This window comes from Roseovarius nitratireducens (genome assembly GCF_002925845.1).
Taxonomy (GTDB): domain Bacteria; phylum Pseudomonadota; class Alphaproteobacteria; order Rhodobacterales; family Rhodobacteraceae; genus Roseovarius; species Roseovarius nitratireducens.
On record NZ_PDNI01000077.1, the window covers coordinates 81,082 to 95,638 of the forward strand.

Consider the following 14,557-nt stretch of genomic DNA (forward strand, 5'->3'; position numbering starts at 1 on the left):
AGGAGCTGCCATGAACCCGTTTGCCAACCGTTCCCTGTCGCTGTCAGGCCCGGCCACCGACGCCCTGCCGGTGGTGCCGGACGATACCGTCGACCTGCCGCACGTGGCGGTCGGTCTCTATACCGAAACCGGCGGCGCGATCAGTATCGTGACCGTGAGCGGCGAGACGCGCACCGTCACGGTCGCCGATTTCTCTATCCTGCCCGTGGGCGTGCGCCGGGTGAACGCCAGCGGCACCACCGCCAGCGGTATCCACGCCCTGGTCGTTGCATGAAGACCGTCACCGATATCAGCGTGACCAGCGCCCGCCGGGTGTATCGGGCCTTCAGCCCGGCGCAGCTCTTCGCAAGCTCCGAGGACGGCGCGTGGTATGATCCGGGCGACCTCGGCTCGCTTTTCCAGGACGCGGTGGGAACCGTGCCGGTCACGGCACCGGGCGATCCGGTGGGCTATATGGGCGACAAGTCGGGCAACGGATACCATGCCACGCAGGCAACCGCCGCCGCGCGGCCCGTCCTGCAACAGGACGCGGGGGGGCGGTATTATCTCGATTTCGACGGGGTGGACGATTTCCTCAGCGCTGGCGACGTGCTCGATCTTGGCGCCAGTGACCGCACCGCCGCGTTCGGCGTGCAGGTGCCGGACACCGGCACGACGGCCTTTCTGAGCAAGAGGGGGTTCGGCGCGAGCGCCCCGGGCTGGGGGGTGCGGTCAGCCCAACAGCGGCTTCAGATCGAATACGATGACGGCGTATCGCTGGTTGTCGCATCCATAGGGGATGCCGCGGGCCTTGCGGATCGTGCCGTTCACATTGCGGAAATCGAGTTCGGGACCGAGGCGCGGAGCTATCGCAACGGGGTGCTGTCGGCGGCGCGGGCCGATCTGGCCGGTCACGGCGACAGCACCGGCGCGCGAAACTTCCAGATCGGTGGCCAGGCCCCCTTCTATGCCGAGATGCGCCTTTATGGTGCCCTTGTGCGGGAGCGGATTCTGACGAGCGGAGACCGGCGGCATGTGCTGGCTTACCTCGCGACCAAGGCGGGAGTCGCGCTTTGACACCGGGTCATGCTTCGGCCCGGTTATCGCGGGGCAGTGCCTGACGATCGAAGGAGACAGCCTTGATCAACGCGACAACTGGCTGCCCCTCGCCCAGCCCGAGATCCGCGACGGCCGCGCGGGTGACCCGCGCGCGCAGGTGTTGGCCGCCCACATCCAGAAGGACCTCGGCAAATGCGGTTGCCGCCTCCGGCTCGATGCTCAGGACGCGCGCGTCAAGCGCGTTGCGGATGCTCAGGCCCTCGGGGCGGGTCAGCGCCAGGGAAACGTCGCGCGCCCGCACCCGGAGCCGGACCTCTTGTCCCGGAGCAAGCGCGATCTGCGGAACCTCGAGCCGGGCGGAGCCGATATCGACGCGGCTCAGATGCAGGGCCATGTCCTGCGCGGCGATCCGTCCGGTCAGCATCACACCCGCCTCGAATCGGCCCTGAACACTCGAAAGATCGAGCCGCTCGAGCGTCTCGGCCACACCTCCGGTCGCCGCGATGCGCCCCTCGGCGAGTGCCACGATGCGATCGCAAAGCTGTGTCACCTCTTCCAGCGCGTGGGTGACATAGATGACGGGGAGGCCGAAGGCGTTCGGCAGACGCCCGATATAGGGCATGATCTCGCCCTTGCGGCGCGTGTCGAGCGCGGCGAGAGGCTCATCCATGAGCAAGAGCCGCGGCCGCGCCAGAAGCGTCCGGCCGATGGCCACGCGCTGTTTTTCTCCTCCGGAGAGCTGGTTTACGCGGCGCTCGAACAAGGGTGCGAGATCGAGGACATCGACGACGTCATCAAAGGAATACCGGGCAGCGACGTCCGCGGCGCGCCTGTGCGCGTAATCCAGGTTGCCGCGCGCGGTCAGGTGCGGAAATAACCGCGCATCCTGAAAGACATAGCCCACGCCACGGCGATAGGGTGGCAGATAGGCGCGCTCGCCCAGCCAGACCTCGTCGCCGTAGGCAATCCGCCCCTTCGCGCCGCGCTCGAACCCCGCGATGACGCGCAAGAGGGTGGATTTGCCACAGCCCGAGGGACCGAACAGCGCCGTGATCCCGTGCCCGGGGAAAACATGCGCAACCTCCAGCGTGAACGCGGGGTAGCGGACGCGCACATCGGTTGACAGATCGGTCATGGCCTCACCCGACATGGACAGGAAAGCGGCGGTTCAGGCTATAGACCGCGAGCAGGACGGAGAACGAGAACACCAGCAGGATTGCCGCGAGGCTGTGGGCGGCGGCGTAGTTGATCGTTTCGACTTCTTCGTAGATCTGGATCGAGACGACCTTGGTCCTGCCGGGGATGTTGCCACCGACCATCAGAACCACGCCGAATTCGCCGATCGTGTGCGCAAAGGTCAGCACCGTCGCTGTCAGGTAGCCGCGTACCGCCATCGGCGCCGCCACGCTGAAGAATGCGTCGCGCGGAGACGCCCGCAGCGAGGCCGCGGCCTCGAGCGGCGCGTGCCCGACCGCTTCGAACGCGCCCTGCAAGGGCTGCACCATGAAAGGCAGCGAATAGAGCGCCGAGGCAACGATCAGGCCCGTGAACGAAAAGGTCAGCGTAGACCCCGTCGCCGACAGCCACAGGCCGCCAAGGACGGACTCCGGGCTGAGAAACACCAGCAGGTAGAAGCCCAGCACCGTGGGTGGCAGCACGAGCGGAAGCGCAGTGACCGCTTCGACAACGGATTTCAGACGGGACCGGGTATGGGCCAGCCACCATGCGACCGGCGTGCCGACAAGCAGCAGCAGCAGCGTGGTAATCGCCGCAAGCCGGAACGTAAGCCAGAGGGGGCCGAGATCGGGCACATCCATATCAGCCGTCCGTGCCGTAGCCGAAGCGCTCGATCACCGCCGCGGCCCCGGGCGTGCGCAGGTAATCCAGAAACGCCTGCGCCGCCGCGTTGTCCGCGCCGTGGCGCAGCAACACGGCGTCCTGCCGGATCGGCGCGAACAGCTCCTGCGGCACGTCCCAGCGGCTGCCCTTGGTCCCGGCGCGCGGGCTCAGCACGGCGGAAAGCGCGACGAAGCCCAGTTCGGCGGCGCCGGTGGCGACCATCGAGTTGGTCTGACCAATATTCTGCCCCATGACGATCCTGGGTTGAAGCACCTCCCAGAGCCCGAGGGATTGCAAGGTCTCGCGCGCGGCGACGCCATAGGGGGCAAGATCCGGGTTGGCGATGGCCACAAAGCGCAGGTCGGGGTCTTTGAGTGCCGCGCGCCCATCCGCGCCGATGCGGTCGGGATCGGTACTCCACAGCGTCAGTCGCCCCACGGCATAGGTGAAATCCGTTCCCGCGACCGCTTTGCCGTCCTCAAGCAGGCGTGCGGGGGTGGCCGCGTCGGCGGACAGCAGCAGATCGAACGGCGCGCCGGCACCGATCTGGGCATAAAGCTTGCCAGTCGAGCCGATGGTCAGTTGCACGTCGTGTCCCGTAGTCTCGCGAAACGCGGGCAGGAGCGCCTCTGCCGTCTCGGCAAAGTTGGCGGCGACGGCTGCCAGCGCGCTGTCGGCACGCGCGGCAAGCGGACCCGCCAGCGATGTGGCGAAAACGAGCACGGCGAGCATCGCGCGGCGAGACAGGATCCGTGGCATCGTGCGGTGGCTCCGATTGGATATATTCAACAAAACATATCGCAAGCGTATTTCTGAACTGTCAATCGTTATTTTTCTCCGGGAATATCGCCGAGAAGCGATTGCAACGCGGCAAGACGCGCGGCCCCACCCTCGGCCGCGTCGGTTTCGAAAGCACGGTAGAGCAACAGCACCTCTCTCCCGAGATCGGTCAGCACCGCGCCGCCACCGCCGGGGCCGCCGCGTGTGCTCTCGACCAACGGACCACGAAACATTGCGTTCAGCGTACCGATCAACTCCCAGGCGCGCTTGTAGCTCATGCGCATCTCGCGGCCCGCGGCGGCGATTGACCCGCAGCGCTCGATCCGTTCCAGTAAATCCGCCTTGCCGGGCCCAATCATCTCGTCATCGCCAAAGACGATACGGATGCGCAAACGGGGCGGATGTTTCCGGGATGCCATATCGGTAGCATCCTCCCTCGGGCGCGCGAATTCAAGCGGTTTGAACCAACACTGACGGGGGTTTTCGGCTGCGATGCCGTGCCACTGAAACGATCGCCTTGCCCGCAGAAACCGAATTGCCGCCTGGTATCCGGCGGCTGTCAGCGTGGTCGCCACGGGTGCGTGGCCCGCTCTTGCAGCCAACAGCGGCGGCGCTGGATCAAAGAGCGCGCGGCGAACGATCGCTGTCATATCAAGTATCAAATTACACTTTTCAGGAGAGTGCCCCGTATGTAACTATCTAATGAGTTGAGTTTCGCCTCGATGTCGGCCACTTTCAGACGAGCGCCTGGCCGGATGGCGAGTAGTGGAGCGCGGCAAGGCATTTCAATTCAACCATGACGGCATCACGTCCCGTGTCCGGGTTCTGGAGGAAAACATGCGTGTACTCATTCTGGGGGGCGATGGCTATCTCGGCTGGCCCACGGCAATGGATTTCGCGGCCGCCGGCCACGAGGTGATGGTCGCGGACAACTACATGCGGCGGAATATTGCCGAGGCGACGGACAGTGACGCGCTGATCGGCGCCCCCTGCCTCAGTGAGCGCGCGGCCATCTTCGAGGCGGTCGGCGGCAAGCCGATCAAGGTGCGCATCGGCGATCTGTCGGACCCCGAGGTGATGTTCGGCCTGGTGCGCGAGACGCAGCCCGACACCGTCGTGCACTATGCCGAACAGCCCTCTGCCCCCTATTCCATGCGGGGGTTTCGCGAGGCGCGCGAGACCTTCCGCAACAATCTCGATGTCACGTTCAACTGCATCTGGGCGGTCAAGGAGCACGCCCCCGAGGCGCATATCGTCAAGCTCGGCACGATGGGTGAATACGGCACGCCTGATATCGACATCGAGGAAGGCTGGATCGAGATCGAGCACAAGGGCCGCAAGGACACGTTCCTCTATCCCCGCGCGGCCGGCTCGCTCTATCACACCACCAAGGTGCTCGATACCGACCTGCTCTGGTTCTATGTGCGCGCCTGCGGGCTACGGGTGACCGACCTGATGCAGGGGCCGGTTTACGGAATTTCAACCGACGAGGCCGATCTCGACCCGCGCCTGTGCCCCAATTTCCACTATGACGACATCTTTGGCACCGTGGTGAACCGGTTCCTCGTTCAGGCCGTCGCGGGGGTGCCGCTCACCGTCTATGGCGGCGGCGGGCAGACGCGCGGCTATCTCAACCTGCGCGACACGCTGCAATGCGTGCGCCTCGCCGCCGAACACCCCGCTGAGCCCGGCGAGTTGCGCATTTTCAACCAGTTGACCGAAACCTTCACCGTTAACGACCTGGCCGAGCGGGTCCGGCAGGCCGGAAGCCAGATGGGCCTCGACGTCGAGATCAGGTCGATCCCCAATCCCCGCAAGGAAAAAGAGGAACACTATTACAACCCCGCGCATAGCGGGCTGGCCGAGCTGGGGCTGAAACCGCATTACATGTCAGAGGCCGTGCTGGGCGCGATGCTGGAACGCATCATCGAGAACCGCGACCGTATCGTCACCGATCGCATCATGCCGCGCGTGCGCTGGAGCTGACGGGCATGGACAGATTCAGGGACAAGACGATCCTCGTCACCGGCGCCTGCGGCACCGTCGGCGCCGAGCTCGTTCGCCAGCTTGCGTCAAGCGCCGCCGCCCATATCGTGTGCATCGACAACAACGAGACCGAACTCTTCTTCCAGATCGAGCACTACCGCGCGACCGGCAAGGTTTCGGGCCACCTCGCCGACATACGCGACCGCGAGGCGCTGAAGCTGCGGATGCGTGGCGTCGATATCGTGCTGCACGCCGCCGCGCTCAAGCATGTGGGCCTGTGCGAGGACAGCCCCGCACAAGCGATCGCCACCAACATCCAGGGCACGCAGAACGTCATCGACGCAGCTCAGGAGAACGGTGTCGAGCGCGTGATCTTCACCTCGTCCGACAAGGCGGTGAACCCCACCAACGTGATGGGCACCTCCAAGCTGATGGGCGAGCGGCTGATGACCGCGGCGGCCGAGACCACGGCCAACGGGCACCACATCCGTGCGCGCAACGCGGGCACGGTCTTTGCCTCGACGCGGTTCGGCAACGTGCTGGGATCGCGCGGGTCGGTGGTGCCGCTGTTTCGCCGCCAGATCGCGGCGGGCGGGCCGATCACGCTGACCCATCGCGACATGACACGCTTTATCATGACGCTGGAAGAGGCCGTGCGGCTGGTGCTCGACTCGGTCTGGCTGGCCTGTGGCGGCGAGGTGATGGTCACCAAGATGCCGGTCGCCCGGATCAAGGACATCGCCCATGTCATGCGCGACACGCTCGCCCCCGGAGGCGGCATCGAGATCACCGAGATCGGCCCAAAGCCCGGCGAGAAGATGTACGAGGAGTTGATGAACGACGAAGAGGTACGCCGGACCTGGGAATACGGCGATTTCTTCGTGTCGCTCTCGGCCTTTGCCGATGCCACGGCCCCCGGCTATGCCCATCTGCGCGGCGCCCCGCGGACCGACCGGCCCTACAACTCGGCTCATGAAGCGGCCCTGAGCCGCGAGGCGTTGGCCGGTTATTTCGCCGAGAAGGGGGTGTTGGGGTGAGTGAGTAGAATGCGCCTGATTTTCGTTGCCAACTCTCCGAGTCCGAATACCGTTGAGCTCTACAACGCGCTGCATCGTCGTCACGATACAGAGGTTTCGGTCGCCTATCTCTCCAGGCGAAATGCGAAATGGCAGAATCCCTCATTTCCAACGGATCACGACATTCTGGAAAGTCGCAACCTGAGTCCATTCCCGTCTCGGGTTAATACGGCATTCTGTCCAGGGCTGTTGCTTCGGCTGCTATTCAAGGAACGTCGGGCCAGGATCATCATACAAGGCTACAGCAACCCGACGAATTTCCTGTTGATCCTGGCAATGTCTTTCCTGCGGCCAGGCGCGGATTGGGCATTCTGGGGAGAGCGCATAAAGAAATCCCCGAAGTCACACCCGATACGGTTCCTGGTAAAGCGCGCGGTCATCTCTGCGATCTCGAGGTCGCGCCGTGTTTACGCCGTTGGCCAAGCCGGCGTCAAAAGCTATGCCGAGCACGGGGTGCCGGAAAGGCTGTTGCGAAGCCTGCCGTATACCAAGGATTTCTCGGTCTACCAGTCGCCGGAAACCACGCATGACAACAAGGTTATCGTGACAACGGCACGTCTCGTGCCATCAAAGAAGATCGACCAGCTTGTCCGGGTTTTTTCCGACATTTCCGATGACTACCCCGACTGGCGCCTGGACATCATCGGCGATGGTGCGATGCGGCCGGAACTGGAAAATGGCATCAAGGAGAGCTTGCGCGACAGGATCACGTTCCACGGATACGCCGGGCCCGAGAAGCAATCTGAAATCTATGCCGGGTCAGACCTATTCGTGCTCCCGTCCATGCATGACGGCTGGGGCATGGTCGTTCCCGAAGCGATGGCTGCCGGCTTGCCGGTGATTACAACAGACGGTGTCATGGCAGGCAGGGATCTTGTCCGATCTGGCGAGAACGGTTTCTTGTTGCCTCCGGGTCAGAGTGAGCCTTTGAAGGCTATTCTCCTCGGGGTGATGCGCGGTGACCTCGACCTGGAAAAGATGGGGGCCACCGCTCTCGATAGTGTCTCAACCTACTATCCCGAGCACGTTTCCGAAGACCTCGTCGCGGACATTTCGACCGGCTGGAGGGGGCGCGAATGAAAGCCTCGTCTTGTTCCAGATCACATCGCGATGACAGCCAATTCGGAGGGCTGGCCCAGTTTTGCGCAACCGGTGCGGCACAGGTTCTCGCGGCCGCGGGCGGTCTGCTGCTTGCCGTCGTCATCGCGCGCACCGGCGGACCGGAACGGCTGGGCATGTTCACCATCATGCTCAGCCTGCTCGGAGTGCTGGGCATGATCGCGCGGCGCGGTCAGGGCAGCCTGCTGACGCGGTCGGTGGCGTGGGCAGTTCATGAAAAAGGAGCGCGCGCGTCCGTTTCCCTGCTTTTGCTGGCTGTTCGCCGGATCGTCCTGTCCAGCATTGTGCTTGGCCTGACTGGCTCTGCGATCCTGTCGAGCGGCATCCTGGGGGCACCGTTTCCCGGGGCTGTTCACGCCCTCCCCGTCATGCTGTTCCTGGTCACTTCTCTCGCATTGTTCGCGGCATACGCGCGCGGCAGTGCGCGTCCGTGGCTTGCCCCGCTGTTCGAGCTTGGCGGGATTTCGTGTCTGACAGTGCTGCTGCTCATGCCATCGCTTGTTCGGGGCAGCAACCTGACGTCAACGGGCGTGATGTCCGGTTTCCTGCTGTCGATGCTCGTCCTGGTATTGATAGCGGGTGCGATCACGCGGGCAAATCACCCCGTGAAACGCGAGATGCTCTTTCCCGAGGCGCGCCTGAGAGAGGAATTGAGCCGCGGTCAGGTTCCGTTCACGCTGATCGCCCTGGCCGGTTTCCTTATCCAGTCCGGGTCGTTCCTGCTGGCTGCGCCGTTCCTGAACGAGGTCGAAATCGGCCTGTTGCGGGGCGCCGAGAGGTTGGCGCTTTTGGTCAGTTTTTGCACGCTTGTCATCAACCCGATGATCGCGCCCGGGATCGTGCGGCTGTCACGTGGCGGAGACGCGAACACGCTGCGTCGGCTGACCTTTCAGGCAATGCTTGTCAGCGCCGGGATCGCGGCCTGCGTGCTGCTGCCACTGCTGAGCTGGCCCGAACGGGCGCTGGCGCTGCTGGGGGCGGAGTTCGGCACGGCAACCGGGTATTTGCGGATCATGGCGCTCGCACAGTTCGCAGCCGCGCTCTTGGGGCCGCTGGCGATGATACTGCACATGACCGGGCGCGAACGTGTGTCGATGTGGGCCAATCTCGCCACGCTGGCAGTGGCCGCCGTGCTTGTCCCGGGCTTGTCACTGACCCATGGCGCGTTCGGGTTCGCCCTGGCCTATGCGGCGATCATTATCACGCGGCTGGGGCTGATCGGGGGGGCAATCCTTTTGTCCGGGCCAATTGCACCTCGTGGTTCGGGAGGCATCAAATGAGCCGCTTGAGAATCGACAGGTCACCGAGTGTGCCACGTCTCAGACTCCTGCGTACCTACTGGATTGTTGTAATCCTGTGCATTATTGGGCTGTGGCCATTTGGTGGCCTTACAATCTCGCACTTGATCTTCTTTGGTGCACTCTCAATGGGGCTGTACGCAAGTTATTCGCGTTATATCCTTCCGCTTATTGTCTACTTCTCCATGATCCTGCTCTACTGGATCGTTGTGCCGTTTCTTCAGGATAGAATAGGTGTTGGGTATTATACATGGCGCGGGGACGTGCCGGATTTCGAACCGATGGCATTGTTGTTCGTCATGACGCATTTCTTGGGTATTCTTGCCGGCTTCCAGTTCAAGAGGATATCCTTGTCACACAAAGAGATTCCAGAGCTTGGATTTTCCTTCGTGGGCGTTGCCTTCATCTTGGCGCTGCTTGTGGCTCTAATGGCTTTCGTTGGGTTCGATACAATTATTTTGCCAAGGGTGGAACAAGAAGCAGGAGAGGCGCAAAATTACGTCATTCTGCTGAGGAATATTGCAAAGATTCTACCTGCATTTCTTGTTGCCTACTTCATATTGGAAGCAGACAACGAGCTGAAGAAGAATGCAAGATTTGCAATCTTTATCCTCCTCGCATCGTGCCTCCTGATCGTGTCAAACCCTGTGAATACGAGTCGCTTTCTTTCTCTGTTCGGCCTTTTCGTGGTCATCCTCACGTATTCGATAAAATCCTCAAGACTGAATGTTCTTGCATGGTTACTTGCATTTGCACCGGCGTATGCAATATCTCTGCTTGGGATCACGTCAGCCATGCGCTCTGGTATTCAAAAGATCGACCTGACAAGAGCATTCCAGAGCCTTCAGTCACTTGAGTTTTCTTCCTACTCTATATTCCTGGACGCACTCAAGCTGGACAGTTTTTCCCAGGGAAATTACCTGTTCTCACATCTTTTCATCGTAGTGCCGCGCGCTATTTGGCCTGGGAAGGCTGAATCCATCGGTATTTATACGGCAGAACGATCCGGATATGTATACAATAATGTAGGTTTGAATTCATTCTTCAATTCTTATGCTGATTATGGATTCTTCGGGCTTTTCTTATTTAGTATGCTTTTTGGAATTCTCGCCAAGAATCTAAATCCTGCATCCGAGTTGGCATCCTTCCGGAATCGTCGCTTCATGTATGGCGTCTTGTTCACCGGAATGACCCCGATGTTTTTTCGGGGGGACCTGAGCACAGCGATGCTCGCACTTTATCCGGCAATACTTGTGTATGAAGCCATACGTTTTTCAACGAGGTTCCGGTTAATGTCAGGCGTTCGTTGAATGAAGCTGCGCATCGCCAACGTCATTGAGGAAGGCAAGCTTGGTGGGCCGCAGGTGCGGATGGTGCGGGTGGCGGCGGCGCTCAACGACCGGGCCGAGACGCTGATCGTCATGCCACGGGCCAATTCCACCCCGTTTCGCGCGATGTGCGCGCGCCATGGTGTGCCTTATCGTGTCCTCCCGCTCACCCGGATCACCAGGGAATGGCGCGCGGCGCTGGCTTATGTCCTGTTCTCGCCTTGGGAGGTGTTGGTCCTCGCGCGCCTTTTCCGCCGCGAGAGGGTCGATCTCGTGCACGCGTCGGGCGGAAGCTGGCAGGTGAAGGCGGTGATCGCGGCGCGGCTGGCTGGCATCCCCTCGGTCTGGCACCTCAACGACACCTCGATGCCCGGCTGGGTGCATGCGCTGTTCCGGAGGGTCGCTCCCTTGGCGGGGGGATTCATCTACACATCCCGAAGGGTCAGGGCGTATTATGGCCGATACGTGGGCGCGGACAGGCCATTTGCCTTTGTTCCGCCGCCGGTTGACGTTCATGAGTTTCACCCCGACGCACCCTGCCCCGGAGATGAGCAAGCGATTGCCCGGTTCGGTAACGGCCCGGTCATCGCGACGGTCGGCAACGTCAACCCGATCAAGGGGTTTGAGACATTTATCCGTGCCGCGGCGCGATTGCGCAGCCTCGGGCATGGGGTCCAAACGGTGATCGTCGGTCCGATCTTCGAGCGCCAGCGCGCGTATCACCGCAGGCTGATGGCGCTGGCCCGGGACCTTGGCCTCGACAGCATCCATTTCGTCGGCGGCCGCTCCGATGTGCGCCCGTTCCTGAGACGCGCCGATGTCTATGTCTGCCCTTCGCTGTCCGAAAGCTGGGGCATGGCGCTTTGGGAGGCGATGGCGATGGCCCGCCCCGTGGTCAGCACCGATGTCGGCGACGTGGCCCGCCATGTCCGCGATGGCGAGGCCGGGTTCATCGTGCCCGTGGGCGACGATGCGGCGATGGCCGAACACATTGCGCGGCTGCTCGACGACCCGGACCGGCGGGCCCGGATGGGCGCGGCCGCGCGCGAGACGGCAATGGCATTCCAACCGCAGGAGATTGCCGGGCTGACGCTTGGGATTTACCAGCGTGTAAAAGAGAATGGCGCATCCGCAACTGGTGGAAATAGATCGTGAGGGCTCGGACGGATGTTCGTTACGTTGTGGATGATATCGGCCGGGAGGCCGCCGGTTTCGACCCCAGGGACATGGACGTGCTCGCTTCGGGGCGGTATGTGCTGTTTCAAACGACGCAGTGAAACAGGAAAGGGGCGGGCGTGAAAATTTCCATCATCATGGCCGCTTACAACTCGCAGGCCACCATCGGTCGGGCCATCGGGTCCTTCCTCGCGCAGGACCATCCCGACAAGGAACTTGTCGTCATCGACGGCGCCTCGCACGACGATACCTGCGCCATCGCCAAAGGCTTTGACAGCCCGGCGATCAAAGTGTTCAGCGAACGCGACGAGGGCATCTATGACGCACTGAACAAGGGGATCGCGCGGGCAGAGGGTGCTGTCGTCGGGTTGTTGCACACGGACGACCTGTTTGCGCGGCACGACGTGCTGTCGCGGGTGGCACGTATCTTCGACAGTGGCGGCATGGATGGTGTATACGGCGATCTGGAATATGTCGCCCGCACCAATCCCGATCGCGTGATCCGCTATTGGCGTTCGGGTGCCTACCGGCCGGCCCTGTTGAGGAAGGGGTGGATGCCGCCGCATCCGACCTTGTTTCTGCGTCGTGAGGTCTTCGACAAGCACGATGCCTATGACACCGGATTTCGTATCGCCGCCGATTACGAAGCCATCCTGCGCTGGCTGGTCAGGGCCGAACTGGATTTGGCTTACATACCGGATGTCCTGGTGCGGATGCGCGTCGGCGGCGAGAGCAATCGTTCGCTGGGCCGCATCCTTCGCAAGAGCCGCGAGGACCTGTGCGCCATCCGTCGGCACGGGATCGGGGGTATAGGGGTGTTGGCGGCCAAGAACGTCGGCAAGGTATCACAATTCATGCGGCGCGACCGTGGTAAAGATGTTCAGGCAAGGTAAGATAATCCCATGAAAAAGGCACTCATCACCGGCATCACCGGACAGGACGGTTCCTATCTGGCAGAGTTTCTGCTGGAAAAGGGCTACGAGGTGCACGGCATCAAGCGCCGCGCCTCGCTGTTCAACACCGCGCGGATCGACCACATCTACCAGGATCCGCATTCCAACCATCAACGGCTGAGGTTGCATTACGGCGATCTCACCGACAGCTCCAACCTCACCCGCATCCTGAGCGAGGTGCAGCCCGACGAGGTGTATAACCTCGGGGCGCAAAGCCACGTGGCAGTGAGCTTCGAGTCGCCGGAATACACCGCCGACGTGGACGCCATCGGCACGCTGCGCCTGCTCGAGGCGATCCGCTTCCTCGGCATGGAGAAGACGACGCGCTTCTACCAGGCCTCGACATCCGAGCTTTACGGGCTTGTGCAGGAGACCCCGCAGCGCGAGACAACGCCGTTCCACCCGCGCTCGCCCTACGCGGTGGCCAAGCTCTACGCCTACTGGATCTGCGTCAACTATCGCGAGGCTTACGGGATGTATGCCTGCAACGGCATCCTCTTCAACCACGAGAGCCCGCGCCGCGGCGAGACCTTCGTCACCCGCAAGATCACGCGCGGCCTGGCCAATATCGCGCAGGGGCTGGAGGACTGTCTCTACATGGGCAATATCGACGCGCTGCGCGACTGGGGCCATGCACAAGATTACGTGCGGATGCAGTGGATGATGCTGCAACAGGACGCACCGGAGGATTTCGTGATCGCCACCGGCAAGCAGTATTCGGTGCGCGAGTTCATCCGCTGGACGGCGGAGGAGCTGGGCATTTCGCTCAGCTTCTCGGGCGAGGGGGTGGACGAGATCGCCACCGTCACGGACATCGCGGGTGACAAGGCCCCGGCGGTCAAGCCCGGCGACGTGATCCTGCGCATAGACCCGCGCTATTTCCGTCCCGCCGAGGTGGAGACGTTGCTGGGCGATCCCACAAAGGCCAAGGAAAGACTCGGCTGGATACCCGAGATCACGGCTCAGGAGATGTGCGCCGAAATGGTCGCCGAGGACCTGCGCACCGCGCGGCGGCATGCGCTGTTGCGCGAGCATGGCATGGCGATGCCGGTATCGGTAGAATTTTGAATTGAGCGTCTGGGTCAATGTTTAAGATTATCAGTAGACTCCTGAAGCATCCTTTTAACCGTCAGCATCGAGGTGCGGCGGTAATGAGATTTCTGCGATGGCAGGTATCTTGCCGGTTGCTGGCGGTTCCGCACATCATGCCATTCGTTGATCAAACAGTGCTCGTCATGGAAAAAGGTATGACCGGTGCAACTGGAAACTGGTATTCAGGGCTGCATGAAGGGCCTGATATGGCATTTGCATTGCATTTCTTGCGCGCTGATGACCTGTTTGTTGATGTCGGCGCGAACGTCGGGAGCTATACCATACTGGCATCGGGTGCCGTGGGGGCACGCAGCATCAGTTTTGAGCCGATCAAACAAACATTTGCCAAGATGCAAAGGAATGTCGCTGTTAACAGACTGGAAAGGCTCGCAGACTGCCACAATATCGGATTGGGTGGAGAAAATGGCGTTCTGTATTTCACGGTTCAGAACGATACGACGAATCACGTTGCAACCGAATCTGAGAAGTCGAATGGTGATGTGGCCGAGGTGCTTGTACGCCGTTTGGATGACGTTTTGAACGATGAGGTTCCATCGTTAATCAAGATCGATGTCGAAGGCTGGGAAGCTCAAGTGCTAGCCGGTATGTCCAAAACGCTTACCCGGTCTAAACTGAAAGCAATCATTGCAGAGACGAACGCAGCTTCACTCAGATATGAGGAGAGCAGCGAATGTAGTGTTTTTCGAATAATGGCAGAAAATGGCTTCTCGCCTTACTCGTATGATCCATTTGAACGTAGGCTCGTGCCTGGTGAAACTCCGAATAACACAATATTTCTCAGAGACATTGAAGAAGTGAAACAGCGCCTATCAAGCGCGAAGAAGTTCAATTTGGTGAATGGCCAAATTTGA

Annotated in this window: 15 protein-coding genes; 11 read left to right on the forward strand and 4 right to left on the reverse strand. The window is 61.6% G+C overall.

The genetic code is table 11. From position 1 onward, the window contains the following. Positions 1-10: 10 nt before the first annotated feature. A complete protein-coding gene (locus CRJ03_RS18035) occupies positions 11-274 on the forward strand; it encodes a spike base protein, RCAP_Rcc01079 family (protein ID WP_104020258.1) in 264 nt (87 codons plus the stop codon). Beyond that, positions 271-1,056, forward strand: a complete 786-nt coding sequence (locus CRJ03_RS18040; RefSeq protein WP_104020259.1) for a LamG-like jellyroll fold domain-containing protein — start codon at positions 271-273, stop codon at positions 1,054-1,056. The genes CRJ03_RS18035 and CRJ03_RS18040 overlap by 4 nt, the downstream gene beginning before the upstream one ends. A 7-nt stretch (positions 1,057-1,063) precedes the next feature. Here the strand turns inward: CRJ03_RS18040 and modC are convergent, their stop codons facing one another. From modC to CRJ03_RS18060, 4 genes are all read right to left on the reverse strand, one after another. Beyond that, positions 1,064-2,173, reverse strand: coding sequence for a molybdenum ABC transporter ATP-binding protein (modC, locus tag CRJ03_RS18045; protein ID WP_165375354.1), 1,110 nt, complete (start codon positions 2,171-2,173; stop codon positions 1,064-1,066). Between the two features lie 4 nt (positions 2,174-2,177). After that, positions 2,178-2,855 carry a molybdate ABC transporter permease subunit gene (gene modB / locus CRJ03_RS18050; protein ID WP_104020261.1) on the reverse strand — a complete coding sequence of 226 codons (678 nt, stop codon included), beginning with the start codon at positions 2,853-2,855 and terminating at the stop codon, positions 2,178-2,180. 1 nt (position 2,856) lies between these two features. After that, positions 2,857-3,636: a molybdate ABC transporter substrate-binding protein gene (gene modA, locus CRJ03_RS18055; RefSeq protein WP_104020262.1), complete on the reverse strand. Its 780-nt coding sequence runs from the start codon at positions 3,634-3,636 to the stop codon at positions 2,857-2,859. 68 nt (positions 3,637-3,704) lie between these two features. Next, complete coding sequence (locus CRJ03_RS18060; RefSeq protein WP_338066361.1) at positions 3,705-4,232, reverse strand: winged helix-turn-helix domain-containing protein; 528 nt, start codon at positions 4,230-4,232, stop codon at positions 3,705-3,707. A 262-nt stretch (positions 4,233-4,494) separates the two neighbouring features. On the opposite strand from CRJ03_RS18060, the gene CRJ03_RS18065 reads away from it, so the two are divergent. The 9 genes from CRJ03_RS18065 to CRJ03_RS18105 all read left to right on the forward strand — a co-directional run bounded on the left by CRJ03_RS18065 (position 4,495) and on the right by CRJ03_RS18105 (position 14,557). After that, positions 4,495-5,643: an NAD-dependent epimerase/dehydratase family protein gene (locus CRJ03_RS18065; protein ID WP_104020292.1), complete on the forward strand. Its 1,149-nt coding sequence runs from the start codon at positions 4,495-4,497 to the stop codon at positions 5,641-5,643. A gap of 5 nt (positions 5,644-5,648) precedes the next feature. Beyond that, the gene (locus CRJ03_RS18070; RefSeq protein WP_104020264.1) at positions 5,649-6,680 is read left to right on the forward strand and encodes an SDR family NAD(P)-dependent oxidoreductase; all 1,032 of its coding nucleotides are present in this window, start codon (positions 5,649-5,651) and stop codon (positions 6,678-6,680) included. A 9-nt stretch (positions 6,681-6,689) separates the two neighbouring features. After that, the gene (locus CRJ03_RS18075; protein ID WP_104020265.1) at positions 6,690-7,799 is read left to right on the forward strand and encodes a glycosyltransferase; all 1,110 of its coding nucleotides are present in this window, start codon (positions 6,690-6,692) and stop codon (positions 7,797-7,799) included. Then, on the forward strand, positions 7,796-9,118 hold the full coding sequence (locus tag CRJ03_RS18080; protein WP_104020266.1) for a lipopolysaccharide biosynthesis protein: 1,323 nt from the start codon (positions 7,796-7,798) through the stop codon (positions 9,116-9,118). Before CRJ03_RS18075 ends, CRJ03_RS18080 begins: the two co-directional genes overlap by 4 nt. Positions 9,119-9,321: 203 nt before the next feature. Next, positions 9,322-10,446, forward strand: coding sequence for a hypothetical protein (locus CRJ03_RS18085; RefSeq protein ID WP_129590310.1), 1,125 nt, complete (start codon positions 9,322-9,324; stop codon positions 10,444-10,446). Further along, the gene (locus CRJ03_RS18090; protein ID WP_104020268.1) at positions 10,447-11,619 is read left to right on the forward strand and encodes a glycosyltransferase; all 1,173 of its coding nucleotides are present in this window, start codon (positions 10,447-10,449) and stop codon (positions 11,617-11,619) included. A gap of 140 nt (positions 11,620-11,759) precedes the next feature. Then, positions 11,760-12,533, forward strand: a complete 774-nt coding sequence (locus CRJ03_RS18095) for a glycosyltransferase family 2 protein (protein ID WP_104020269.1) — start codon at positions 11,760-11,762, stop codon at positions 12,531-12,533. Between the two features lie 9 nt (positions 12,534-12,542). Beyond that, positions 12,543-13,661, forward strand: a complete 1,119-nt coding sequence (gmd, locus tag CRJ03_RS18100) for a GDP-mannose 4,6-dehydratase (RefSeq protein ID WP_104020270.1) — start codon at positions 12,543-12,545, stop codon at positions 13,659-13,661. Positions 13,662-13,678: 17 nt separating this feature from the next. Beyond that, positions 13,679-14,557: an FkbM family methyltransferase gene (locus tag CRJ03_RS18105; protein ID WP_104020271.1), complete on the forward strand. Its 879-nt coding sequence runs from the start codon at positions 13,679-13,681 to the stop codon at positions 14,555-14,557.

Bases quoted from the DNA above. Each gene is read 5' to 3' on its own strand.
- CRJ03_RS18035 (WP_104020258.1), top strand. From the start codon at position 11: ATGAACCCGTTTGCCAACCGTTCCCTGTCGCTGTCAGGCCCGGCCACC.
- CRJ03_RS18040 (WP_104020259.1), top strand. From the start codon at position 271: ATGAAGACCGTCACCGATATCAGCGTGACCAGCGCCCGCCGGGTGTAT.
- modC (WP_165375354.1), bottom strand. From the start codon at position 2,173: ATGACCGATCTGTCAACCGATGTGCGCGTCCGCTACCCCGCGTTCACG.
- modB (WP_104020261.1), bottom strand. From the start codon at position 2,855: ATGGATGTGCCCGATCTCGGCCCCCTCTGGCTTACGTTCCGGCTTGCG.
- modA (WP_104020262.1), bottom strand. From the start codon at position 3,636: ATGCCACGGATCCTGTCTCGCCGCGCGATGCTCGCCGTGCTCGTTTTC.
- CRJ03_RS18065 (WP_104020292.1), top strand. From the start codon at position 4,495: ATGCGTGTACTCATTCTGGGGGGCGATGGCTATCTCGGCTGGCCCACG.
- CRJ03_RS18070 (WP_104020264.1), top strand. From the start codon at position 5,649: ATGGACAGATTCAGGGACAAGACGATCCTCGTCACCGGCGCCTGCGGC.
- CRJ03_RS18075 (WP_104020265.1), top strand. From the start codon at position 6,690: ATGCGCCTGATTTTCGTTGCCAACTCTCCGAGTCCGAATACCGTTGAG.
- CRJ03_RS18080 (WP_104020266.1), top strand. From the start codon at position 7,796: ATGAAAGCCTCGTCTTGTTCCAGATCACATCGCGATGACAGCCAATTC.
- CRJ03_RS18085 (WP_129590310.1), top strand. From the start codon at position 9,322: ATGATCCTGCTCTACTGGATCGTTGTGCCGTTTCTTCAGGATAGAATA.
- CRJ03_RS18090 (WP_104020268.1), top strand. From the start codon at position 10,447: ATGAAGCTGCGCATCGCCAACGTCATTGAGGAAGGCAAGCTTGGTGGG.
- gmd (WP_104020270.1), top strand. From the start codon at position 12,543: ATGAAAAAGGCACTCATCACCGGCATCACCGGACAGGACGGTTCCTAT.
- CRJ03_RS18105 (WP_104020271.1), top strand. From the start codon at position 13,679: ATGTTTAAGATTATCAGTAGACTCCTGAAGCATCCTTTTAACCGTCAG.